The sequence below is a fragment of the Erwinia sp. JUb26 genome, from assembly GCF_003751505.1.
Classification (GTDB): domain Bacteria; phylum Pseudomonadota; class Gammaproteobacteria; order Enterobacterales; family Enterobacteriaceae; genus Erwinia.
This window is the reverse complement of record NZ_RJVB01000010.1, coordinates 118,430-141,316: the sequence shown is the minus strand read 5'-3', so window position 1 is coordinate 141,316 and position 22,887 is coordinate 118,430. Positions and strand designations below refer to the sequence as shown.

Annotated in this window: 20 protein-coding genes; 8 read left to right on the top strand and 12 right to left on the bottom strand. The window is 55.6% G+C overall.

Annotated elements, in window-relative coordinates:
* Positions 1-90: 90 nt before the first annotated feature.
* Complete coding sequence (locus tag EC836_RS22250; protein WP_123337211.1) at positions 91-1,131, top strand: GMP reductase; 1,041 nt, start codon at positions 91-93, stop codon at positions 1,129-1,131.
* A gap of 40 nt (positions 1,132-1,171) precedes the next feature.
* On the opposite strand, the gene hofC is transcribed toward EC836_RS22250, so the two are convergent.
* From hofC to EC836_RS22215, 7 genes are all read right to left on the bottom strand, one after another.
* Entirely contained in the window at positions 1,172-2,371 is a 1,200-nt protein-coding gene (gene hofC, locus EC836_RS22245; protein WP_123337209.1) for a protein transport protein HofC, read from the bottom strand.
* The gene (gspE, locus tag EC836_RS22240; protein ID WP_123337207.1) at positions 2,368-3,771 is read right to left on the bottom strand and encodes a type II secretion system protein GspE; all 1,404 of its coding nucleotides are present in this window, start codon (positions 3,769-3,771) and stop codon (positions 2,368-2,370) included. Before gspE ends, hofC begins: the two co-directional genes overlap by 4 nt.
* Positions 3,771-4,211: a prepilin peptidase-dependent pilin gene (ppdD, locus tag EC836_RS22235; protein WP_123337205.1), complete on the bottom strand. Its 441-nt coding sequence runs from the start codon at positions 4,209-4,211 to the stop codon at positions 3,771-3,773. The genes gspE and ppdD overlap by 1 nt, the downstream gene beginning before the upstream one ends.
* A 309-nt stretch (positions 4,212-4,520) precedes the next feature.
* The gene (nadC, locus tag EC836_RS22230; RefSeq protein ID WP_123337203.1) at positions 4,521-5,411 is read right to left on the bottom strand and encodes a carboxylating nicotinate-nucleotide diphosphorylase; all 891 of its coding nucleotides are present in this window, start codon (positions 5,409-5,411) and stop codon (positions 4,521-4,523) included.
* Between the two features lie 143 nt (positions 5,412-5,554).
* Complete coding sequence (locus EC836_RS22225) at positions 5,555-6,094, bottom strand: DUF4865 family protein (protein WP_123337201.1); 540 nt, start codon at positions 6,092-6,094, stop codon at positions 5,555-5,557.
* The gene (locus EC836_RS22220) at positions 6,091-6,489 is read right to left on the bottom strand and encodes a tautomerase family protein (RefSeq protein ID WP_123337199.1); all 399 of its coding nucleotides are present in this window, start codon (positions 6,487-6,489) and stop codon (positions 6,091-6,093) included. The genes EC836_RS22225 and EC836_RS22220 overlap by 4 nt, the downstream gene beginning before the upstream one ends.
* A 2-nt stretch (positions 6,490-6,491) precedes the next feature.
* On the bottom strand, positions 6,492-6,800 hold the full coding sequence (locus tag EC836_RS22215) for a carboxymuconolactone decarboxylase family protein (protein ID WP_123337197.1): 309 nt from the start codon (positions 6,798-6,800) through the stop codon (positions 6,492-6,494).
* A gap of 105 nt (positions 6,801-6,905) precedes the next feature.
* On the opposite strand from EC836_RS22215, the gene EC836_RS22210 reads away from it, so the two are divergent.
* Complete coding sequence (locus tag EC836_RS22210; RefSeq protein WP_123337341.1) at positions 6,906-7,823, top strand: LysR substrate-binding domain-containing protein; 918 nt, start codon at positions 6,906-6,908, stop codon at positions 7,821-7,823.
* Here EC836_RS22210 and EC836_RS22205 read toward each other — a convergent pair.
* From EC836_RS22205 to EC836_RS22195, 3 genes are all read right to left on the bottom strand, one after another.
* The gene (locus EC836_RS22205; RefSeq protein WP_123337195.1) at positions 7,798-8,502 is read right to left on the bottom strand and encodes an anti-sigma factor domain-containing protein; all 705 of its coding nucleotides are present in this window, start codon (positions 8,500-8,502) and stop codon (positions 7,798-7,800) included. The genes EC836_RS22210 and EC836_RS22205 overlap by 26 nt on opposite strands.
* Entirely contained in the window at positions 8,499-9,044 is a 546-nt protein-coding gene (locus EC836_RS22200) for an RNA polymerase sigma factor (protein WP_123337193.1), read from the bottom strand. Before EC836_RS22200 ends, EC836_RS22205 begins: the two co-directional genes overlap by 4 nt.
* 70 nt (positions 9,045-9,114) lie before the next feature.
* Positions 9,115-9,672, bottom strand: a complete 558-nt coding sequence (locus tag EC836_RS22195; protein ID WP_123337191.1) for a fasciclin domain-containing protein — start codon at positions 9,670-9,672, stop codon at positions 9,115-9,117.
* 181 nt (positions 9,673-9,853) lie between these two features.
* Between EC836_RS22195 and ampD the strand changes: the two genes are divergently transcribed.
* Entirely contained in the window at positions 9,854-10,423 is a 570-nt protein-coding gene (gene ampD, locus EC836_RS22190; protein ID WP_123337189.1) for a 1,6-anhydro-N-acetylmuramyl-L-alanine amidase AmpD, read from the top strand.
* A gap of 3 nt (positions 10,424-10,426) precedes the next feature.
* Positions 10,427-11,281: a beta-lactamase regulator AmpE gene (ampE, locus tag EC836_RS22185; RefSeq protein WP_123337187.1), complete on the top strand. Its 855-nt coding sequence runs from the start codon at positions 10,427-10,429 to the stop codon at positions 11,279-11,281.
* An 83-nt stretch (positions 11,282-11,364) separates the two neighbouring features.
* Here ampE and aroP (EC836_RS22180) read toward each other — a convergent pair whose 3' ends face one another.
* The gene (aroP, locus tag EC836_RS22180) at positions 11,365-12,720 is read right to left on the bottom strand and encodes an aromatic amino acid transporter AroP (protein WP_123337185.1); all 1,356 of its coding nucleotides are present in this window, start codon (positions 12,718-12,720) and stop codon (positions 11,365-11,367) included.
* A gap of 1,310 nt (positions 12,721-14,030) precedes the next feature.
* Positions 14,031-15,386, bottom strand: a complete 1,356-nt coding sequence (gene aroP, locus EC836_RS22175) for an aromatic amino acid transporter AroP (RefSeq protein WP_123337183.1) — start codon at positions 15,384-15,386, stop codon at positions 14,031-14,033.
* 501 nt (positions 15,387-15,887) lie between these two features.
* Between aroP (EC836_RS22175) and pdhR the strand changes: the two genes are divergently transcribed.
* The 4 genes from pdhR to lpdA all read left to right on the top strand — a co-directional run bounded on the left by pdhR (position 15,888) and on the right by lpdA (position 22,857).
* On the top strand, positions 15,888-16,652 hold the full coding sequence (gene pdhR / locus EC836_RS22170; protein WP_123337181.1) for a pyruvate dehydrogenase complex transcriptional repressor PdhR: 765 nt from the start codon (positions 15,888-15,890) through the stop codon (positions 16,650-16,652).
* A gap of 190 nt (positions 16,653-16,842) precedes the next feature.
* Positions 16,843-19,506, top strand: a complete 2,664-nt coding sequence (gene aceE, locus EC836_RS22165) for a pyruvate dehydrogenase (acetyl-transferring), homodimeric type (RefSeq protein WP_123337180.1) — start codon at positions 16,843-16,845, stop codon at positions 19,504-19,506.
* Positions 19,507-19,519: 13 nt separating this feature from the next.
* Complete coding sequence (gene aceF, locus EC836_RS22160; protein ID WP_123337178.1) at positions 19,520-21,130, top strand: pyruvate dehydrogenase complex dihydrolipoyllysine-residue acetyltransferase; 1,611 nt, start codon at positions 19,520-19,522, stop codon at positions 21,128-21,130.
* Between the two features lie 299 nt (positions 21,131-21,429).
* Positions 21,430-22,857, top strand: coding sequence for a dihydrolipoyl dehydrogenase (lpdA, locus tag EC836_RS22155; RefSeq protein ID WP_123337176.1), 1,428 nt, complete (start codon positions 21,430-21,432; stop codon positions 22,855-22,857).
* Positions 22,858-22,887: the final 30 nt, after the last annotated feature.

The following is a 22,887-nucleotide window of genomic DNA, read 5'->3' as shown; positions in this document are numbered from 1 at the left end:
GTCACTGGAACTGGCATTCAGCCTGTGATCGGAGATCGCTCCCATTAATGGGTCGTTTCTGAATCAACGCCATAAACCAGGAAAATCGTTATGCGTATTGAAGAAGATATCAAGTTAGGCTTTAAAGATGTCCTTATCCGGCCTAAGCGTTCAACGTTGCAAAGCCGTTCTCAGGTGGAACTGGAACGTCAGTTTACCTTCAAGCATTCGGGTATTGCCTGGTCAGGCGTACCGATCATTGCCGCAAATATGGATACCGTTGGTACCTTCAGCATGGCGGAAGCACTGGCTTCTGTCGATATTCTTACGGCGGTACATAAGCACTACAGCGTTGAGCAGTGGCGCCAGTTTATCGCCCGGGTACCGCAGTCGGTACTGCAACACGTTATGGTGTCGACCGGCACCTCCGCAGACGACTTCATCCGACTCCAGCAGATCCTCGCCCTTTCGCCACATTTGAACTTCATCTGCATTGACGTTGCTAACGGTTACTCAGAGCATTTTGTTACGTTTCTTAAACGCGCACGCGAAGCCTGCCCCGGTAAAACGATCTGCGCCGGCAATGTGGTCACCGGTGAAATGGTGGAGGAACTGATCCTTTCCGGAGCCGATATTGTAAAAGTGGGCATCGGACCTGGCTCCGTCTGCACCACACGGGTAAAAACCGGTGTGGGTTATCCGCAGCTTTCCGCCGTTATTGAATGTGCCGATGCCGCGCACGGCCTGGGCGGGCAAATCGTTAGCGATGGCGGCTGTTCAGTGCCGGGCGATGTGGCTAAAGCCTTTGGCGGCGGTGCGGACTTCGTTATGCTGGGTGGTATGCTCGCCGCTCACGATGAATGCGAGGGCGAAATTGTCGAAGAGAACGGCGAGCAGTTTATGCTGTTCTACGGCATGAGCTCTGAGTCTGCAATGAAGCGCCACGTTGGCGGCGTAGCACAGTATCGTGCGGCAGAAGGCAAAACGGTTAAGCTGCCGCTGCGTGGCCCGGTTGAGCTGACCGCTCGTGACATCCTTGGTGGACTGCGTTCAGCATGTACCTACGTTGGTGCAGAACGGCTGAAGGAGTTAACCAAGCGTACGACCTTCATTCGCGTTGCCGAGCAGGAAAACCGCGTTTTTAACCGCTAGCTGCCGAAGCCGAACGGACCCACGTTGTTTGTGGGGCCGTTCAGCCCAGCGCATCCCCAAGACGGAACACCGGCAGATACATCGCCACCACCAGTGCTCCCACGATGGCGCCAATCACCACCATCATCATTGGTTCCAGTGCCGCCGCAAGCGTATCGGCCAACTGATGGGTTTGGGCCTCATGCCAGCTCGCAAGCCGCGCCAACAGGGCATCCAGCGATCCGGACTCCTCACCCACCTTGACAAGCTGATAGCACAAAGGCGTAAACAGATCGTGGGATTTCAGTGCCTGGTGCAGTGGGTTACCTGCAGCAATATGCTGCTGAAGCTTAACGATGGCTTCCTGCCATAGCCGCGCACTGACCGTTTTCTCCACCGCCTGCAGGCTTTGCAGTAATGTCAGGCCCGCCTGCTGAGTGAGCGCCAGCGTTGTGTAAATCTGGCTAAGCTGGCTGCCCCGATACAGCGGTGACAATAGCGGAATTTTCAGCAGCAGTTTTTGCTCTGCCCTTTGCCAGTTCGGCGCATTTTTACGCTGTCGGCGGTAAAACACGCCTGCGGTAATCAACGGTACCATCAGCAGCGGAGCCTGATACTGTAGTAGCGCAGAAAAGCTAATCACCGCAGCGGTAAAGGCGGGCAGCGGCGCATCAAACGTCTGATAGATCGCCACAAATTCCGGCAGCACAAAAACCAGCATGCCAATGCTGACCAGCAGTGCTACCGCCAGAATAAACAGCGGGTAGCGCAACGCTTTCTTCACTTTTTGCTGCAGTAACTGCTGCCGCTCCTGCTGCTGAGCAAGCCGCAGGCAGCATTCATCCAGTTCCCCGGTCAGTTCACCGATATGAATCAGCGCGGGATAGAGTGGTGAGAACACTTCCGGCCACTCCTGTAACGCTGTTGAAAAGGGTTCGCCGGTGGTGATCCTCTCCTGCAGACGCAGCAGGAGTGCTTGCCAGCCAGAGTCGGGATGACCCTCTGCCAGTAACTGGAGGCTGCCGACCAGCGGCATTCCCGCTTTTAACAGCGTTGCAAGCTGACGGACGAAGGCGATCTTATGCTGCCACTGCCAGTCACCCGGTCGATAACGGCGGCCACGGGAAATTTTCAGCGGCAGCTGTTTCATCCCGACGATGTCATCAACGATCTTGCCGGAATCTGCCGCAAAACCGCAGCCGCTATGGACGGTGCCATTATCGTCTATCGCCTGCCAGCGAAACAAATAGCGCTTATTCATCCCGGCCCTCCGGTGACACGCGTCAGCTCTTCCAGCGTTGTCTCTCCTCTATTTACGCAGTGCAGACCGCCGACGAACAAAGGCTCCATGCCCTGCTGGTGGGCTAACTTTGCCAGCGCTTCCGGGCTGGCATTTTGCGCAAGGGCATTTTGCAGCGCCGGAAAAACCGGCAGCATCTCAAACAGCGCCAGACGCCCGTAATATCCTGAAAAGCAACGCTCACATCCGACGGCCCGCCAGTTCTGCACCGTTCCCGGCCAGATATCGCTGGGAAAATGCGCCAGCGCTTCAGCCGGCTCGCGGCAGTGCGTGCACAGCTTTCTCACCAGGCGCTGCGCAACGATCAGTTTGAGTGCCGAGGCCAGCATGTAACCGGGTACGCCCATTTGCCCCATACGCACCAGCGTTTCCGTCGTGGAGTTAGTGTGCAGGGTAGAGAGCACCAGATGCCCGGTTTGCGCAGCCTTTACGGCGATCTCAGCCGTTTCACCGTCGCGGATTTCTCCCAGCATTATCACGTCCGGGTCCTGGCGAAGCAGTGCGCGCAGCACAAGCTGGAAGCTCAACCCCGATCGCGTGTGAATTTGAGTCTGGTTGACTCCCGCTAACGGGATCTCCACCGGATCCTCAACGCTGCACAGATTGCGGCTGGGGGCATTAAGCCAGCTCAAGCCGCTGTAGAGCGTAAACGTCTTGCCGCTGCCGGTGGGGCCGGTCACCAGAATCAGCCCCTGTGGTTTAGAAAGCGCGCTGCGATAGTGCTTCAGCAATGTTGCCGGCATACCGAGTTTTTCCAGCGATATCGCCTGCTCGTCGCTCTGTAATAATCGGATTACCGCTTTTTCACCTAAGCGGTTTGGCAGGGTCGACAGCCGAAAAGACTCGGTTTTATCGCCAAGCACCAGCGAAAACTGACCATCCTGAGGGACGCGCCGTTCAGCGATATCCAGGTTGGCAAGTATTTTAAGCCGGGCTATTATCGGTGCGCTGCCCTCACTGAGGACCATCACCTGCTGTAAAACGCCGTCCACCCGTATTCTGATCCGCAGGCCGCGTTCCTGAGGTTCAATATGCACATCGGAAGCGCGTTTCTGCAGCGCCAGATTCAGCAGGTGGTTGACTCTTTCCACTGCGCCTGCGCCGACTTCATCAGAACTTTCAGCACGACGTTCTGTGCCTTCCAGGGTCTCTCTGCCGCGATGTAAATGCTGCTCAAGGCGCGCCTGTGGCCAGCATTCCACGTCAATAACGCCGGGCGTGATGAAGCGTAATTCGGTCATCATCTCGTGGGGGGGCGTTCCGGCCATTGCAATGTGCAGGCGCTGGTTGCTGAACTCAACAACGGCAGCCTGATAGTGCTGACAAATCGCCTCAACGGCTCGCTGGCTGGCGGTAGTCATTATTTCTGTTCCTCATCGAAGCGGAACAGGTCCTCGCAGGCTTCTTTTAATCCGCTGCTGTCGCTGGTGCAGCTGCGTTGCCAGTTGAGGTAGCCGTCGTTGCTGTCCCACTGAGGCGTCAACGCCACGTTCAACCCTTTCAGACTTTCCTGCCCGGTTAGCGAGACAACGCCTGCTTTTACCGTCATCGCAGAAACGTAGCGAGATGTACGTGTTGCAGGCACGCCCTGGCTACCTGCGTCACAGCCGGTAATGCCGCCGTGCTCAATAGCACACAGTTCAACGCCGGTTTTATACGGCATAGCCGTTTGCAGCATATCGGTCAGTGCGGCTTTTTGTAGATAGCTCTGGTAGGCGGGCAGGCCGATCGCACTCAGGATGGCGACAATGGCAATAACGATCATCAATTCAATCAACGTAAATCCCTGCTGCTGGCTCATGGTAAACCTCCTTGTGGTTAACAGGGAGGCACCATAGCCCTGAAAAAATGCAGGGAGTACGGGGAAATCAGGTAATTCAGTGACCGATTCATAACAATTTATCAGGACGACAACATTGCATAAAAGGTTTGCGGCGAATGCCGCAGTTTGCCACACAGGGGCTTATTTTTGACGGGGGCCAGGCGTATCTTTCTTCACTGCTGGCCATATACGCCATGTCAGCAAGGTGTTCTTCGGCAGGGATTGCAGTAATAAAAAGGTCAGCGCTAAAGGCTGACCCTGGAGGCGAATATGGAAAGAGGACAGGCCTTAACGAAAACGCATCGACAGATCCAGTGCCCGAACGTGCTTGGTCAGTGCGCCAACCGAAATGTAGTTCACCCCGGTTTCTGCAAAGGTGCGCAGCGTTTCATCGGTGACGTTGCCCGAAACTTCCAGCAACGAGCGGTTATTGCTCAGGGCAACGGCTTCGCGCATTTGCTCGACGGTAAAGTTGTCCAGCATGATGATGTCTGCACCGGCGTTCAGTGCCTGTTCCAGTTCGTTAAGGGATTCCACTTCGACTTCCACCGGAACGTCCGGATGCAGCCAGAAGGCTTTTTCAACCGCTTTAGCAATCGAACCACAGGCGATGATGTGGTTCTCTTTAATCAGGAATGCATCGGACAGGCCCAGGCGATGGTTGGCACCGCCGCCGCACAGCACGGCGTATTTCAGCGCGGTGCGCAGCCCCGGCAGCGTTTTGCGCGTGTCCAGCAGTTGCGTATGCGTGCCTTCCAGCAGAGTAACGTATCGGCTGACCTCCGTTGCCACACCGGACAGCGTCTGAACGAAGTTCAGCGCGGTGCGTTCCGCCGTGAGGATCAGCTGCGCCGGGCCGCTAACCTCAAACAGCGTCTGGTCGGCGGTAAGCGTATCCCCGTCGGCAACGTGCCAGGTAATTTGCGTCTTATTACCCAGCTGGATAAACACCTCTTCAACCCAGCGTTTGCCGCAGAAGATCCCCGGTTCGCGGGTGATTACCACCGCGTGAGCCTGAGTATCTTCTGGCAACAGGCCAGCTGTGATGTCTTTGCAGGGATCGACTTCGCCGCCAAGATCTTCACGCAGTGCCTGCGCGACGGCAGGGGGAATATCGTCCTCAATACGCTCCATCAACTCGATACGGCGATTATCGGGATCGTAACGGCGGGATGTCATGATTTAACTCCGAAAAGGTCGGGTAACAGATATCGCCATGCTAGCCTGTTTTTCCCCCGTTTGTCAGCCATCTGCGGGTCTGCGTCCCGACATTTTCTTCGCTTCTCCTGCCGGAAGAATAAAGCCCGGGTTTTAACGCCCTTTTATGAACGTGCAGGCAGGGAGATATGCCCAACCCGATAGCGTTCCGCGCCCGGGGCATCGTCAAACGGCAGGTCGCTAAGCTCAAAACAGACCCGCTGCCACTGCCGGACATCCCAGGCCAGGATGCGGGTGATACCGGCTGCCGGAACGGACATGCTGCCGATATGGCTTAAATCGCTGCATGAGGTAATCGGTACGATCTCGCGGCGGGCAAAGGCAGAGTGTTGCAGGTTGCTGCCTGGCCGATATTCCAACACCGGCCAGCAGTCGATAGCGGGCCTGCCGAAGTCCGTTACCAGTTTTTTAAACCCGTCGCTTTGTAAAAAAGCGGCCATGCTGGCGCTGTCCTGCCACAAATAGAACGGCGCGTAGAGCGGTTCGCTGGCTGTATGTGTGTCACTGCTGCTGGTATAGCACCAGGCTTTCAGAACGAGGCCGGGGAAATTATCCAGCCGGTGGCCGTTTTCCCGCACGCGATTTTCGATAATGGTCATGTCGTAGTCAGAGGGCAGGCGAAAGCGATATTGCATGGCGATCATAACGGCTGTTCCTGTGGCCAGTTGAAAGGGTTGCCGCTGGCAAATGACCAGTCCTCTGGCTGGCTAAAGCTCAACGTTATCATCACATCTTCCGGCCGCACCGCCAACTCGGTAGCGAGCCGCCGGGCAAAATGCTGATAAAAGCGATGTTTCTGCTGCAGACTGCGTGGCCGGCCTGCGGTGATATGGAACCAGATGAATCCCTCTGAACGCGGGCCGCCGAGATAGTGACGCGGGTAAATGCGCATTCCCGGGGCGTATTCATCAAATAGCTGGAAGCAGTCATCCTGCGGCACATCAAATTCATCGACCAGCGTCTCATGCAGCAGGGTTGAAAGCGTCTGGCGAAACTCCGCGGTTTTTCCGGCGGGCAGGGCGATACGGGTAAAGGGCATGGTTATTCCTCCGGAAAATGTAAATGACCGAGCGCAGTGGCGGCTGCGGGCCAGCCGCAGTAGAACGCCAGATGGGTGATGACTTCAGTCAGTTCATCGCGGCTGAGGCCATTTTCACCGGCAAAATTCAGGTGCCACGGCAACTGCTGGTGGCGGCCTGCGGCAATCAATGCGGCAACGGTGATCAGGCTGCGATCGCGTCGGCTTAGTTCGCTGCGCTGCCAGATATCGCCAAACAGTATTTCTTCGGTAATCGCAGCAAATCGCGGCGAAACCGCGGCCAGATCGTCGCGAGTAAGAGAATGAGGCATAGTAACTCCCTGTGGGTGGTGATGGGTTAATGCCAGCATAGGGGGAAGTAATCATTTAAAAAATCGCATATATTTGGATTAACAATCCCGAAAAGCAGGATGATTATGTCGCAAATAAGACGCGTGACTTTTGACCTTGAGGCGCTGCGCAGCCTGGTAACCGGTATCGAGCTGGGCAGCTTTGCATTGGCTGCCGTACGGCTCAATCGTTCGACGTCGGCGGTCAGCGCCCAACTGAAAAAGCTGGAGCAGCAAAGTGGCCTGCCGCTGTTGCAAAAAGCCGGACGTCGGCTGGAACTGACCGCCCACGGTGAACTGCTCATGGCCTATGGTCGCCGCCTGCTGGCGCTCAATGACGAGGCCGTCAATGCGTTGAACGGCCGTCATCTTGCAGGCAGCGTAAGCCTCGGGCTGCAGGAGGATTTTGGTGAGGCACTGCTGCCGGAGCTACTGGGGCAGTTTTCACGCGCTTTTCCGCAGGTTGAGGTATCCGCCCGCATTGGCCGCAATACTGAACTGCTGCAGGCGATGCGCCAGGGTGAACTTGATCTGGCGCTGTGCTGGCAGGGGGAAGAAAATACGCGATCAATGCAGGCGTTGCCTGCCGTACCGCTGCACTGGATTGGGCGCTCCGATGCCGATCTGGCGCGCTGGCTTACGGGGGAGGAGACGCTGCCGCTGCTGCTGTTTGATGCGCCCTGCCTGATGCGCACCTGCGCCATTGATGCGCTTGACCGCGCGGCTATCCCCTGGCGGATCGCTTTTACCAGCAGGAGCCTGAGCGGTATCTGGGCCGCCGCGTCGGCCGGGCTGGGCATTACGCTGCGCAGTCGTTTCGGTCTGCCTGCCGGGCTGCGGATAATGGAGCATTCGCTGCTGCCACCACTGGGTGAACTGGGCATGGCGCTGCATTCTGCAGAAGAGCTGAATCCTGCTGCGGAGCGCCTGCGCGAGATCCTACTGGAACGGTTGGCCATTCCAGTAGCAGAGTCGTCTTCTACAGCAGAGATATTTTACCGCTGAACAGGACGGGACCTGTTGGCTGGCCGGTAGGTGAACCGCCCGGCGGCTCCAGACTGATAGCGAGGACTGGAAGAGCACCCGCTTGAAGTGGGGCGATGTCTACCCGACGATTGCCTGAGACATCCAACAGCCCTAACGACTGCGGCTTGCCGCCTGGCGGGATCAGCCAGAGCTGCAGGCTATGGTCAGTGCCGATAGCCGGTGGTACTGCCGTCTGCACGGTTAGTCTGTTTTGTGCCGGGTTAATGCCGATAACCCAGATCCCCTGTTGCTGGCTGTTGCTCAGAACGGCGATGGCCTGAGGGGGCGCAGGTGCAGGGACTAACTGGGTATACAGCAGTGCGCCAGCAAACGAGGCCGCCAGGCCCCAGCCAAGCCACATCGGCCAGGTGCTGCGCGGTATTTTTACCGGCTGTCCGACAGGCGTAGGCGACAACGCGTTGTGCTGCGGCTCCGCGGGCAGTTCGCCCAAAATACGCGGCCACAGCGTTTCCGGCGGGGCGACCGGGATCACTTCCCGATCCAGCTCGGCCAGCGCGTTTTGCCAGCGGCGGACTTCTGCCGCCAGTTTGGGTTCCTGTTCGATACGCCGCATAAAACGCTGGCGAGCCGCACCGCGTAGCGTACCGAGTGCAAACTCTGCGGCAAGGGCGGAATCGAAATCGTGTTTGGTTTTCATATGCCCACGCAGCCTTTTAAATGCATTAAGGCCCGGCGGATCCAACTTTTAACGGTACCGGCAGGCTGTTGCAGATGCAGCGCGATTTCACTGTGCGACAGCCCATGGTGATAAGCCAGAACAACACTTTGCCGCTGTTCAGCGGGGAGTGCGTCCATGCAGGTCAACAGCCTGCGTGACTCGGTCGTTGTCGGGGGATGATCGTGCTCATTTTCGCCCGCTACCGTATCATTTTCATCGTCCAGTTCCAGAACGCGGTTGTCCTGCAAACGGAGATAATCAATAGCGCGATGGCGAACAATATTGGTAAGCCAGGTTTTGGGCGCGCTCAGCGTTGGATCAAAGGTGTCAGCCCGCTGCCACAGCGTCAGAAAACTGTCGTGCAGCACCTCTTCGGCCCAGCCGCGCCGATGCAAAAGACGTAACGCGATGGCAAACAGATAGGGTGAGTAGCTGCGGTAAAGCGCTTCGAAAGCGCGTTTGTCACCGGCCGCCACTGCCCGAATCAGTAAAACCTGACTGTCGATTGATTCTTCCGCCATGAACCGTCCTGAAGAGGTGCAGAGGTGAACAATGCGTTCCCCCTGCACAGTGTATAGACGCTTTTTAACGTTATGGCATTAGCACCGTATCAATAACGTCGATTGCGCCATTTTTCTGCTGCACATCATAGGTACTGATGTTCGCGACGTTGCCCTGATTATCTTTCAGCTGAAGGTTGTGTGGCCCATTCTGCATTACCCATAACGACGCGCCGTTAACGGTTTTCAGCTCGGCACGGCCATGGCCCTGTTTGACCTTCTTCTCCAGCGCTTTCATGTCGTATTTCCCGGCCACCACGTGATAGGTGAGCACGGCGGTCAGTTTGCTCTTATTTTCAGGTTTCAGCAGCGTATCCACGGTGCCCATCGGCAGTTTGGCGAACGCCGCATTGGTGGGAGCAAATACGGTGAAAGGCCCCGGGCCCTGTAATGTATCGACCAGCCCGGCGGCTTTAACGGCGGCAACCAGCGTGGTGTGATCCTTCGAATTCATCGCATTTTCAACGATGTTTTTAGACGGGTACATCGCCGCTCCCCCCACCATCACGGTGTTTTGTGACATCTCAGCCAGAGCGGCAGCGCTAAACAGGAAAGACGCACACAGAGCAGAACGAATGATAGTTTTCATGCTGAATTCCTCGGATAAGAGAAGGCGTATTTGCCTCACAGTGCTATCTACGTTCGGCGATGAGAAACGGATGCAGAAAAATGAAAATATTTTTTGCGTGGGAAACGCGCGGTGAGAAGTTTGCCAGCGCCAAAATAAATCATGCTAATCTGAGGGAATTCTGATGACAGGAGAGCAGGGCATGCAGTTGCAACAGGGCTGGATTACCGAGGCCAGAAAGGTACCGTCGCCGCATTTCAACCAGCGGCCGGACAATGAAAAACCCTCGCTGCTGGTGATCCACAACATCAGTCTGCCGCCCGGCGAATTTGGCGGCCCGTGGATTGACGATCTGTTCACCGGCCAGCTCGATCCCACCGCACATCCTTATTTTGCCGATATCAGTCATCTGCAGGTTGCCGCCCATTGCCTGATCCGTCGCGACGGGGAAGTGGTGCAGTACGTCCCGTTTCAGCAGCGGGCCTGGCACGCTGGCGTGTCAAATTATCAGGGGCGTGATGCCTGTAATGATTTTTCAGTCGGTATTGAACTCGAGGGCACCGATACGCTGCCCTACACCGATGCGCAGTACCGTTCGCTGCATGCCGTTACCCAGCTGCTGATTGCTGAGTATCCGGCCATGGCCCTGAATATTACCGGGCACAGCGATATCGCACCGCAGCGTAAAACCGATCCCGGCCCGGCGTTCGACTGGGCCCGATTCCGCACCGCTCTGGCGCAGCCAATCCAGGGTCAAAAAGAGGGGAGTTAAGGCATGACGTTATTTAGCCTGTTGTTGGTTCTCGGATGGGAGCGTCTGTTTAAAATGGGCGAGCACTGGCAGCTGGATCATCATTTGATGCCGGTGTTTCGTCGTTTGAAGCATTTCTCTCTGCTGCGAACCCTGCTGATGACGGTGCTGGTGATGGCCGTAGTCGCTGCGGTGATGCTGGCTCTGAAAGGCTGGTTTTTCGGCGTGCCGCAGCTGCTTTTCTGGATCCTCGTTGGCCTGCTGTGCATCGGAGCGGGCTCGGTACGTCTTCACTATCATGCCTATCTTAAGGCTGCCAGCCAGAACGATGTGCATGCGCACGATGCGATGGCGGAAGAACTGACCTTGATCCACGGTGTGCCGGGCGAGTGCAGCGAGCGTGAGTATCTCGGCGAGCTACAGAACGCGCTGCTGTGGATTAACTATCGCTTCTATCTTGCGCCGCTGTTCTGGTTTGTCGTCGGCGGTCCGTGGGGGCCGGTGCTGCTGGTGGGTTACGCTTTCCTGCGCGCCTGGCAAAGCTGGCTGGCGCGGCAGCGGGCTCCGCTTATCCGTTCCCAGTCCGGCGTGGATGCGCTGCTGCACTGGATTGACTGGATCCCTGTGCGTCTGGCCGGTGTGGCTTACGCGCTGCTGGGGCACGGCGAGCGTGCATTGCCCGCCTGGCTGGCATCACTGGGCGATCGCCACACGCCGCAATATCAGGTGTTGACTCGTCTGGCCCAGTTCTCGCTGGCACGTGACCCGCATACGGATAAGGTTGAAACGCCACGGCTGGCGGTATCGCTGGCGAAGAAGGTGTCGCTGGTGCTGGTGGTGGTGGTCGCGTTACTGACGATTTACGGTACGCTGGTCTAGGGACCGGCCGGAAACGGCAGAGGATACAGTAGAAAAAAATCAGGCCAGCTTATGCTGGCCTGATTGCGTTTTGCCCGCACAGATTAGGCTTTCTGAGAGCGATTCTTCAGCCAGTAGCCGATGGCCAGAATCAAGATCCATACTGGGATCAGCCAGACGGAAATCGCCATGCCCGGGGTGATTGCCATCAGCACCAGAATACCCGCGAGGAACAGCAGGCAGATCCAGTTACCCAGCGGGTAGAGCAGCGCCGGGAAGCGGGTTTTCACACCCTGCTGATCTTTCTTACGGCGGAACTTGATGTGCGCCATGCTGATCATCGCCCAGTTGATCACCAGAGCTGAAACCACCAGAGCCATCAGCAGGCCAAAGGCTTCGCCCGGCATCAGATAGTTCAACAGTACGCACAGTGCGGTGGCGATAGCGGAGAACAGAATCGAAATCACCGGCACGCCGCGGCTGTCAACTTTCAGCAGCGCTTTAGGGGCATTGCCCTGCTGAGCCAGACCAAACAACATGCGGCTGTTGCAGTACACACAGCTGTTATACACAGACAGCGCGGCGGTCAGAATAACGACGTTCAGCGCATTAGCCACCAGAGCGTCGCCCAGCTCGTGGAAGATCAGCACGAACGGGCTGGTATCGGCGGTGACGCGTGTCCACGGCAGCAGCGACAGCAGCACGGCCAGTGAACCGATATAGAAGATCAGGATGCGCCACAGCACCTGGTTAGTGGCTTTAGGAATGCTGGTTTCCGGATTATCCGCTTCTGCCGCGGTTATCCCCACCAGTTCCAGACCGCCGAAGGAGAACATAATGATCGCCATCATCATGACCAGGCCGCTAAAGCCGTTGGGCAGGAAGCCGCCCTGTTCCCACAGGTTGCGTACGGTAGCCTGCGGACCCGCGTTGCCGCTGAACAGCAGCCAGCCGCCAAACAGAATCATGCCGATGACCGCAACCACTTTGATAATGGCAAACCAGAATTCCATCTCGCCGAACACTTTCACGTTGGTCAGGTTGATGGCGTTGATCAGCACAAAGAAGGCGGCGGCGGACATCCAGGTTGGTACTTCCGGATACCAGAATTGAATATATTTTCCGACGGCCGTCAGTTCGGCCATGGCAACCAGCACGTACAGTACCCAGTAGTTCCAGCCGGAGGCAAAACCGGCGAAATTACCCCAGTACTTATAGGCAAAGTGGCTGAATGAACCGGCGACCGGCTCTTCCACAACCATCTCTCCCAGCTGGCGCATAATCAAAAATGCGATAAACCCGGCAATCGCGTAACCCAGAATAACCCCAGGCCCGGCCGATTGAATAACAGACGCACTTCCCAAAAACAGGCCGGTACCCACGGCCCCGCCCAACGCGATCAGCTGAATGTGGCGGTTTTTCAGGCCACGGTGCAGCGTTTCGCCCTGCTGTTGTCCCATGTCTAACCTCATGATGTTTTATTATTTTTTCGTCTTTTCAGCAGGCCCTGTCGCCATGCTGTTTCGAAAAGTTTACGATTGTTGTGTGAGTAAATATGAGCCAGAACGTAGCCTCAGGAAGAGAATAGTGCTAAGCGCAGAGGTTTGCACTCGCTTTCTGCTCTACACACGCAGAAATGACTAAAAAATCAGCGTGCTGTCTCATTTTTTACTGTCTATGTTTTGTCACAAATTGGTGCAAATGACGAATAACATTCTCTTATGGCTGGAGGGTCGGATGCCGGCTTTGCGGCATCGGGCTTTGCGTAAGGGTTGGCTGGTGGTTGGGAGATCGGGAACCCGTCTCCGCGGCTGCCGGGCGGTCCTCGCGCCCTGCTGTGCAGGGTGCCTTCGTCTTCGGCTTCGGGTCTTGCGGATCGGCCCGGAGCGGGCGTCCTGCCCGCGCCAGGCCTGAGCCCGGCATCCCTGCCAGGCTCTCCGGTCCTGCTGCCTGCGCCTCAGCGCTGCGGATTACCCGGCCGCCGCAGAGGCGGGTTCCCCTTTGACTCAATCACTCGCTGTAAGTAATGGAAAGAGAGGGGCGGTTTTTCTGGTGAGCTTGGGTGGTGTTTTCGGCTGCTATCTATTTATCAGGCAATACCGATACTAGAAAGCGACCGATTGCAGACCCGAACGGGCTATCCACGGCACTAAAGGGAATAGGGAAAAGGGAACAAGCTTGTGACCAGATTTACCTGTTCGTCAGGCAATCTCGATATCTGAAAGTGAACTGATTTCTGTCCAACTTGGTTAACCATTCCGCAGATTGGTGAAAGACGCTGAGTTCGCGAAAAAACCGATCTTATTCTCAGGCAAAACTGACATCAAAAATCGGTCTGTCTGCTTCCCCGGGAGCTAATTGCAGTGCGGAATGGACAAGGAGAAAAGCCTGCGAACGGACCGATCTTTATATCAGGCAATACCGATATCAGAAAGCGGACTGGCTGCTGCCCCGAACGGGCAATCCGCAGCGCTGAACGGAGAGAGGAAGCCAGGATTCGCCCACAGGGAAGTGGGCTAAAGGGACAGCCGCGCAGGACGCGCGTCTGTACCGGTCCGTCAGGCTGACGAGCGAAGTGAAGGCACCGCAAAGCGGCGCGAGGACCCGCCCGGCAGGGGCAGCAGCCAGTCAGCGCCGCCACCGTTATCCCAGAGATCACCAGCAACATTAACCTGTCAGCGCAGCCATCGTTATCCCAGAGATCACCAGCAGCATTAACCTGTCAGCATTGCCACCGTTATCCCAGAGATAACCAATCCCCTGAAATGAATTAAATCTTCACCGAACGGCGCTTAAACGCATAGCCGATCGCCAGAATGCCAATCCACACCGGAATCAACCACACGGAAATCGCCATCCCCGGCGTCATCGCCATAATCACCAGCACACCGGCCATAAAGGCCAGACACAGCCAGTTGCCGAACGGATAGAACAGCGCCTTAAAGCGTGGCTCAATCCCCTGCTGGTTAGCGCGCTTGCGGAAACGCAGATGCGCCAGACTGATCATCGCCCAGTTAATGATCAACGTGGAAACGACCAGCGACATCAGTAGAGAGAATGCCTCGCCCGGCATCAGATAGTTGATCAGAACGCCGATAGCGGCGGCGGCGGCGGAAATCAGAATGGCGTTCACCGGCACGCCACGACGATCGACCTTCATCAGCGCCTTCGGCGCGTTACCCTGCTGCGCCAGACCAAACAGCATGCGGCTGTTGCTGTAAACGCAACTGTTGTACACCGACAGGGCAGCGGTCAGGATCACCACGTTCAGCGCATTCGCGACAAACGCATCACCCAGCTCGTGGAAAATCAGCACGAACGGGCTGGTATCTTCCGAAATGCGAACCCACGGCATCAGCGACAGCAGCACGGTCAGTGAACCGATATAGAAGATCAGAATACGCCACAGCACCTGATTAATGGCTTTCGGAATGCTCTTCTCCGGGTTCTCGGCTTCCGCTGCGGTCAGGCCAATCATCTCCAGCCCGCCGAATGAGAACATAATGATCGCCATCATCATCACCAGCCCGTGCAGGCCGTTCGGCATAAAACCGCCGTGATCCCACAGGTTGCTGACCGTCGCCTGTGGGCCGCCGTTGCCGCTGAATAGCAGCCAGCAGCCAAAGGCAATCATTGCGACGACCGCAACGACCTTAATGATCGCGAACCAAAATTCCAGCTCGCCGAAGACCTTTACGTTGGTCAGGTTAATCGCGTTGATCAATAGAAAGAACACCGCTGCACTGACCCAGGTGGGGATTTCGGGATACCAGAACTGAATATATTTACCGACGGCGGTCAGTTCGGCCATGGCGACCAGTACGTACAGCGCCCAGTTGTTCCAGCCGGATGCCAGCCCGGCAAACGGGCCCCAGTATTTATGCGCAAAGTGACTGAAGCTGCCGGCTACCGGCTCTTCAACGATCATCTCACCCATCTGACGCATAATCAGAAAGGCAATAATACCGGCGATGGCATAGCCCAGAATAACGGCGGGTCCGGCCGATTTAATGACCGATGCGCTGCCCAGAAACAGGCCGGTACCGACGGCGCCGCCTAATGCGATAAGCTGAATGTGGCGGTTTTTTAACCCGCGATGCAGCGTCTCGCCCTGCTGATGTTCCATACTCTTCCTCGTGATACTTGTTTTTATTTATGTCTGCCAGCGTGGTTAAATCTAATAACGTACTGAAATATTTACGCTTATCGATAAAGTAAAACCTGGCTTAATCTGGCGTCGCGCAGAGAATAGTGGTAGGCGGGATGCTTTGCACTTTCTTTCTCATTCCGTGCGCCAGTGCGGTCAAAAAAACAACGATCGCACCGAATAGACGCATAACGATTTCAGGGGGCAGCATAAAGGAAATCGGACATCGCATAGGGTGCTTTTAGTGGGGTGCTATTTAACTAAGCTGCTGCCGTGTTTCAAAAAAGTTTTAAAATTTAACATTTATTATGCATTCGAGGCGGATCGAAAAATGCCGTTAACCCCTTGCCAGGAACGAGACGGGGGTCTGGTTTCGCCGGGTTGTCATATAGACATCAGGTGAATACTTTGTTACTTTACGGGCACCTTTTTTAAATTGGTATTACCAATTAACTCTGGCACATCGTAGAAGAAGGGATAATGGCCTACAGTAAGATCCGCCAACCAAAGCTCTCTGACGCCATCGAGCAGCAGCTTGAGTCCCTGATTATGGAAGGGACGCTGCGTCCTGGAGAGAAATTACTGCCCGAGCGCGAGCTGGCCGTGCAGTTTGATGTCTCCCGTCCTTCCCTACGAGAAGCAATCCAGCGTCTGGAAGCAAAAGGTCTGCTGCTTCGCCGTCAGGGCGGTGGCACCTTCGTCCAGAAAACCCTGTGGCAAAGCCTGAGCGATCCGCTCATTGAACTGCTTGCCGGCCATCCTGAATCCCAGTTCGACCTGCTGGAAACGCGTCATGCGCTGGAAGGGATTGCCGCCTATTATGCCGCGCTTCGCGGGACCGACGACGATATTGCACGTATCCGCCACTGCCATCTGCAAATTCAGACCGCCCAGGACAGCGGCGATCTGGACGCAGAAGCCGATGCGGTGATGCAGTATCAGATTGCTGTCACAGAAGCCGCGCATAATGTGGTGCTGCTGCATTTGCTACGCAGTATGGGTCCAATGCTGGAACAGAACGTAAGACAGAACTTCGAGTTACTCTACTCGCGTCGGGAGATGCTGGTGAAAGTGAGTGAACATCGCGCCAGTATTTTTCAGGCGATTGTGGCACGCGAGCCGGAACAGGCCCGTGAAGCCTCACACCGCCACCTGGCGTTTATCGAGGAAATATTGCTGGACAGAAGTCGGGAGCAGAGCCGTAGAGAGCGTTCCCTGCGACGTTTACAGCAACGTAAGGAATAACGTAAGTAAAACGCGTAACTATAACGCGGCACTATACCCAAAACCATTGGCGTAACGGCTAGCATAGCGCCAGCACCAGGGCTAAAGGGTATAAACGACGAGCCTGTCTCTGTGTGTTCTGAACGACAGAATGCAAAGAGACAGGCTCCAGACAATTCAACGTATTAGACACAGATAAGGAATACCCCCCATGTCAGAACGTTTAAACAATGACGTGGATCCGATCGAAACTCGCGACTGGCTACAGGCGATCGAATCGGTCATCCGTGAAGAAGGTGTTGAGCGCGCACAGTATCTGATCGATCAGGTTCTGAGCGAAGCACGTAAAGGCGGCGTGAAAGTGGCTGCAGGTGCTGGAGCTAACAACTATATCAACTCTATTGCTGTTGAAGATGAGCCGGAATACCCGGGCAACACATCTTTAGAACGTCGTATCCGTTCTGCTATTCGCTGGAACGCCATTATGACCGTTCTGCGCGCATCGAAGAAGGATCTGGATCTGGGCGGCCACATGTCCTCCTTCCAGTCTTCTGCCACTATCTATGAAGTGTGCTTCAACCACTTCTTCCGTGCGCGTACGGAAAAAGACGGCGGCGATCTGGTTTACTTCCAGGGTCACATCTCTCCGGGCGTTTATGCTCGTGCCTTCCTGGAAGGTCGTCTGAGCGAAGATCAGATGAACAACTTCCGTCAGGAAGTTCACGGTAAAGGTCTGTCTTCTTACCCACACCCTAAACTGATGCCTGACTTCTGGCAGTTCCCGACCGTATCAATGGGTCTGGGTCCATTGGGTGCGATCTATCAGGCTAAATTCCTGAAATATCTGGAACACCGTGGCCTGAAAGATACCTCTCAGCAGACCGTTTACGCCTTCCTGGGCGACGGTGAGATGGATGAGCCAGAATCTAAAGGTGCGATCACTATCGCTACCCGTGAAAAACTGGATAACCTGGTCTTCATCATCAACTGTAACCTGCAGCGTCTGGATGGCCCGGTAACCGGTAACGGTAAGATCATCAACGAACTGGAAGGCATCTTCGGTGGTGCTGGCTGGGAAGTGTTGAAAGTGATCTGGGGCGGTCGTTGGGACGAACTGCTGCGTAAAGACACCAGCGGTAAGCTGATCCAGCTGATGAACGAAACCGTTGACGGCGACTATCAGACCTTCAAATCCAAAAACGGCGCGTACGTGCGTGAGCACTTCTTCGGTAAATATCCGGAAACCGCTGAGCTGGTGAAAGATCTGAGCGACGACGAGATCTGGTCTCTGAACCGTGGTGGTCACGATCCGAAGAAAGTTTACGCCGCACTGAAAAAAGCGCAGGACACCAAGGGCAAACCTGTGGTTATCCTGGCTCATACCATCAAAGGTTACGGTATGGGCGACACCGCGGAGGGCAAAAACATTGCTCACCAGGTGAAGAAAATGAACATGGACGGCGTGCGCTATATCCGCGACCGCTTCAACGTGCCGGTTGACGATGCTGCCATCGAAAAACTGCCGTACGTGACCTTTGCTGAAGGCTCAGAAGAGCACACCTACCTGCACGCACAGCGTCAGAAACTGGGTGGCTACCTGCCAACTCGCGAACCTAAGTTCAGCGAGAAGCTCGAAATGCCAACGCTGGAAGATTTCCGCCAGCTGCTGGATGAGCAGAACAAAGAAATCTCCACCACTATCGCTTTCGTACGTGCCCTGAACGTGATGCTGAAGAACCCGTCGATCAAAGATCGCCTGGTGCCAATCATCGCCGATGAAGCCCGTACCTTCGGTATGGAAGGCCTGTTCCGTCAGATCGGTATTTACAGCCCGAACGGCCAGCAGTATACCCCGCAGGACCGTGAGCAGGTTGCTTACTATAAAGAAGACGAAAAAGGTCAGATCCTGCAGGAAGGCATCAACGAACTGGGTGCAGGCGCATCGTGGCTGGCGGCGGCAACGTCCTACAGCACCAACAATCTGCCAATGATCCCGTTCTACATCTACTACTCCATGTTCGGTTTCCAGCGTATCGGCGACCTGTGCTGGGCAGCAGGTGACCAGCAGGCTCGCGGCTTCCTGGTGGGCGGGACTTCCGGTCGTACAACGCTGAACGGTGAAGGTCTGCAGCACGAAGATGGCCACAGCCACATTCAGTCTCTGACTATCCCTAACTGTATCTCTTACGATCCAGCTTATGCGTACGAAGTGGCAGTCATCATGCATGACGGTCTGGTGCGTATGTACGGTGATGCACAGGAAAACGTGTACTACTACATCACCACGCTGAACGAAAACTACCACATGCCAGCAATGCCGGAAGGCGCTGAAGAAGGTATCCGTAAGGGTATCTACAAGCTGGAAACTATCGAAGGTAGCAAAGGTAAAGTTCAGCTGCTGGGTTCAGGCTCTATCCTGCGTCACGTGCGTGAAGCGGCAGAAATCCTGGCGAAAGACTACGGCGTTGGCTCTGATGTTTACAGCGTGACCTCCTTCACCGAACTGGCCCGCGACGGTCAGGACTGTGAGCGTTGGAATATGCTGCATCCAACTCAGGAAGCACGCGTGCCTTACATCGCGCAGATCATGAGCGATGCACCGGCAGTAGCATCTACCGACTATATGAAACTGTTCGCAGAACAGGTTCGCAGCTACATCCCAGCCAGCGACTATCGCGTTCTGGGTACTGACGGCTTTGGTCGTTCAGACAGCCGTGAGAACCTGCGTCACCACTTCGAAGTGGACGCATCTTACGTTGTCGTTGCAGCACTGGGCGAACTGGCTAAACGCGGCGAAATCGATAAGAAAGTGGTAGCGGACGCTATCGCCAAGTTCGACATCGATGCCGATAAAGTTAACCCGCGTCTGGCATAAGAGGTAAAGAGTAATGGCTATCGAAATCAATGTACCGGACATCGGCGCGGACGAAGTTGAAGTCACCGAAATCCTGGTGAAGGTTGGCGACACTGTGGAAGTTGAACAGTCGCTGATCGTGGTCGAAGGCGATAAGGCTTCTATGGAAGTCCCTTCTCCGCAGGCGGGCGTGGTTAAAGAGATCAAAGTGGCTACCGGCGATAAAGTCGAAACCGGCAAGCTGATCATGATCTTTGAAGCCGCAGGTGGCGCAGCGGCGCCATCCGCACCGGCTGAAGAGAAGAAAGAAGAAGCGGCTGCACCAGCTGCTGCGGCCCCGGCTGCGGCCAGCGGCCCGAAAGACGTGAACGTACCGGATATCGGCGGCGATGAAGTTGAAGTCACCGAGATCATGGTCAAAGTGGGCGACACCGTGGAAGCGGAACAGTCGATCCTGACCGTTGAAGGCGACAAAGCCTCAATGGAAGTGCCGGCTCCGTTCGCGGGTACCGTGAAAGAGATCAAAGTAGCAACCGGCGACAAAGTCAGCACCGGTTCACTGGTGATGGTCTTTGAAGTGGCAGGCGCTGCGCCAGCCGCTCCGGCTCCGGCTGCGAAAGCGGAAGCTCCGGCTGCAGCTGCACCGGCTAAGCAGGAAGAGAAAGCGGCTCCAGCTGCTGCCCCTGCGAAAGCTGATGCGAAATCCGACTTCGCTGAAAACGACGCTTACGTTCACGCGACTCCGGTTATCCGCCGTCTGGCGCGCGAGTTTGGCGTAAACCTGGCCAAAGTCAAAGGCACCGGTCGTAAAGGGCGTATTCTGAAAGAAGACGTTCAGACCTACGTTAAGGACGCGGTAAAACGCGCCGAAGCGCCAGCCGCAGCCGCGGGTGGTGGTCTACCTGGCATGCTGCCTTGGCCGAAAGTGGACTTCAGCAAGTTTGGTGAGATTGAAGAAGTTGAACTGGGCCGTATCCAGAAAATCTCTGGTGCGAACCTGAGCCGTAACTGGGTGATGATCCCGCACGTTACGCACTTCGACAAAACCGATATCACCGAGCTGGAAGCCTTCCGTAAGCAGCAGAACGATGAAGCGGCCAAACGTAAGCTGGACGTGAAATTCACTCCAGTGGTCTTCATCATGAAAGCCGTTGCGGCGGCCCTGGAGCAGATGCCTCGCTTCAACAGTTCACTGTCCGAAGATGCTCAGAAGCTGACGCTGAAGAAGTACATCAACATCGGTGTGGCGGTTGATACGCCAAACGGTCTGGTGGTTCCGGTGTTCAAAGACGTGAACAAGAAAGGGATTACCGAACTGTCTCGCGAGCTGATGGCTATCTCCAAGAAAGCGCGTGATGGCAAGCTGACCGCTGGCGAAATGCAGGGCGGCTGCTTCACCATTTCCAGCCTGGGCGGCATCGGGACAACTCACTTCGCGCCGATTGTTAACGCGCCTGAAGTGGCTATCCTGGGCGTCTCCAAGTCTGCTATGGAGCCGGTCTGGAACGGTAAAGAGTTCACTCCGCGTCTGATGATGCCGATGTCGCTCTCCTTCGACCACCGCGTAATCGACGGTGCAGATGGTGCACGCTTCATCACCATTATCAATCAGGCACTGGCTGACATTCGCCGTCTGGTGATGTAACAGCAGACAAGGCCGGCGCAAGCCGGCCTTGTTATAAGGGATGTAGATATTCGTGGCACTGCGGTTTGCAGATTTTTAACAATTCTGTAAACTCTTGCGGTGAACGCGTCCCGGTGGAAGAAGGGCGTAGCAATTGATATACCCTAAATAATTGGAGCGGCATCAAGGCGGCAAGGGAACGAGCCCAATGAGCTTACATCGGTAAGTGATTCGGGCGAGCGAGTGCAGCCAATACAGATGCAGTTTCAAGTATGACGGGTATCTGTCTGACCCGCCGGACTATCAAATAAGAGGTCATGATGAGTACAGAAATTAAAACTCAAGTCGTGGTACTTGGGGCAGGTCCTGCAGGCTATTCTGCAGCCTTCCGTGCAGCGGATTTAGGTCTGGAGACCGTCATCGTTGAGCGTTACAGCACCCTTGGTGGTGTTTGTCTGAATGTCGGCTGTATCCCTTCTAAAGCCCTGCTGCACGTGGCGAAGGTGATTGAAGAAGCGAAAGCGCTGGAAGCTCACGGTATCGTGTTCGGCAAGCCGCAAACCGACGTTGACAAGATCCGCGCCTGGAAAGAGAAAGTCATCACCCAGCTGACCGGCGGTCTGTCCGGTATGGCGAAAGGCCGTAAAGTTAACGTGGTTAACGGCCTGGGTAAATTTACCGGTGCAAATACTCTGGTTGTTGAAAATGAGAAGGGTGAAACCACCACGATCACTTTCGACAATGCCATCATCGCGGCGGGTTCACGCCCGATTCAGCTGCCGTTCATCCCGCACGAAGATCCACGCGTCTGGGATTCCACCGATGCACTGGAACTGAAATCCGTTCCGGATCGTCTGCTGGTTATGGGCGGCGGTATCATCGGTCTGGAAATGGGTACGGTTTACCATGCCCTGGGTTCACAGATTGATGTGGTCGAGATGTTTGACCAGGTGATCCCTGCTGCAGATAAAGACGTGGTGAAAGTGTTCACCAAGCGTATCTCCAAGCAGTTCAACCTGATGCTGGAAACCAAAGTCACCGCCGTTGAAGCAAAAGAAGACGGTATCTATGTGACGATGGAAGGCAAAAAAGCGCCTGCGGAACCACAGCGTTACGACGCGGTGCTGGTGGCTATCGGCCGCGTACCGAACGGTAAAGGTCTGGATGCCGGTAAAGCGGGCGTGGAAGTGGACGATCGCGGCTTTATCCGCGTTGACAAGCAGATGCGCACCAACGTACCGCACATCTTTGCTATCGGCGACATCGTGGGTCAGCCAATGCTGGCACACAAAGGCGTACATGAAGGCCACGTAGCGGCAGAGGTGATTTCTGGTAAGAAACATTACTTCGACCCGAAAGTGATCCCATCTATCGCCTACACCGAGCCAGAAGTTGCCTGGGTTGGTCTGACCGAGAAAGAAGCGAAAGAGAAAGGCATTAGCTATGAAACCGCCACCTTCCCGTGGGCTGCTTCTGGTCGTGCTATCGCTTCCGACTGCGCAGACGGCATAACCAAACTGATTTTCGACAAAGCCACTCACCGCGTCATCGGTGGTGCGATTGTCGGTACTAACGGCGGCGAGCTGTTGGGTGAAATCGGCCTTGCGATCGAAATGGGCTGCGACGCTGAAGACCTGGCGCTGACCATCCACGCTCACCCGACTCTGCACGAATCGGTTGGCCTGGCGGCTGAGATCTTCGAAGGCAGCATCACCGACCTGCCAAACCCGAAAGCGAAAAAGAAATAATTCGCTGACGGCGTAAGCATAAAAACGGCC

Excerpts from the sequence above, each read along its gene's own strand:
- EC836_RS22250 (WP_123337211.1), top strand. The coding sequence starts at position 91 with ATGCGTATTGAAGAAGATATCAAGTTAGGCTTTAAAGATGTCCTTATC.
- hofC (WP_123337209.1), bottom strand. The coding sequence starts at position 2,371 with ATGAATAAGCGCTATTTGTTTCGCTGGCAGGCGATAGACGATAATGGC.
- gspE (WP_123337207.1), bottom strand. The coding sequence starts at position 3,771 with ATGACTACCGCCAGCCAGCGAGCCGTTGAGGCGATTTGTCAGCACTAT.
- ppdD (WP_123337205.1), bottom strand. The coding sequence starts at position 4,211 with ATGAGCCAGCAGCAGGGATTTACGTTGATTGAATTGATGATCGTTATT.
- nadC (WP_123337203.1), bottom strand. The coding sequence starts at position 5,411 with ATGACATCCCGCCGTTACGATCCCGATAATCGCCGTATCGAGTTGATG.
- EC836_RS22225 (WP_123337201.1), bottom strand. The coding sequence starts at position 6,094 with ATGATCGCCATGCAATATCGCTTTCGCCTGCCCTCTGACTACGACATG.
- EC836_RS22220 (WP_123337199.1), bottom strand. The coding sequence starts at position 6,489 with ATGCCCTTTACCCGTATCGCCCTGCCCGCCGGAAAAACCGCGGAGTTT.
- EC836_RS22215 (WP_123337197.1), bottom strand. The coding sequence starts at position 6,800 with ATGCCTCATTCTCTTACTCGCGACGATCTGGCCGCGGTTTCGCCGCGA.
- EC836_RS22210 (WP_123337341.1), top strand. The coding sequence starts at position 6,906 with ATGTCGCAAATAAGACGCGTGACTTTTGACCTTGAGGCGCTGCGCAGC.
- EC836_RS22205 (WP_123337195.1), bottom strand. The coding sequence starts at position 8,502 with ATGAAAACCAAACACGATTTCGATTCCGCCCTTGCCGCAGAGTTTGCA.
- EC836_RS22200 (WP_123337193.1), bottom strand. The coding sequence starts at position 9,044 with ATGGCGGAAGAATCAATCGACAGTCAGGTTTTACTGATTCGGGCAGTG.
- EC836_RS22195 (WP_123337191.1), bottom strand. The coding sequence starts at position 9,672 with ATGAAAACTATCATTCGTTCTGCTCTGTGTGCGTCTTTCCTGTTTAGC.
- ampD (WP_123337189.1), top strand. The coding sequence starts at position 9,854 with ATGCAGTTGCAACAGGGCTGGATTACCGAGGCCAGAAAGGTACCGTCG.
- ampE (WP_123337187.1), top strand. The coding sequence starts at position 10,427 with ATGACGTTATTTAGCCTGTTGTTGGTTCTCGGATGGGAGCGTCTGTTT.
- aroP (WP_123337185.1), bottom strand. The coding sequence starts at position 12,720 with ATGGGACAACAGCAGGGCGAAACGCTGCACCGTGGCCTGAAAAACCGC.
- aroP (WP_123337183.1), bottom strand. The coding sequence starts at position 15,386 with ATGGAACATCAGCAGGGCGAGACGCTGCATCGCGGGTTAAAAAACCGC.
- pdhR (WP_123337181.1), top strand. The coding sequence starts at position 15,888 with ATGGCCTACAGTAAGATCCGCCAACCAAAGCTCTCTGACGCCATCGAG.
- aceE (WP_123337180.1), top strand. The coding sequence starts at position 16,843 with ATGTCAGAACGTTTAAACAATGACGTGGATCCGATCGAAACTCGCGAC.
- aceF (WP_123337178.1), top strand. The coding sequence starts at position 19,520 with ATGGCTATCGAAATCAATGTACCGGACATCGGCGCGGACGAAGTTGAA.
- lpdA (WP_123337176.1), top strand. The coding sequence starts at position 21,430 with ATGAGTACAGAAATTAAAACTCAAGTCGTGGTACTTGGGGCAGGTCCT.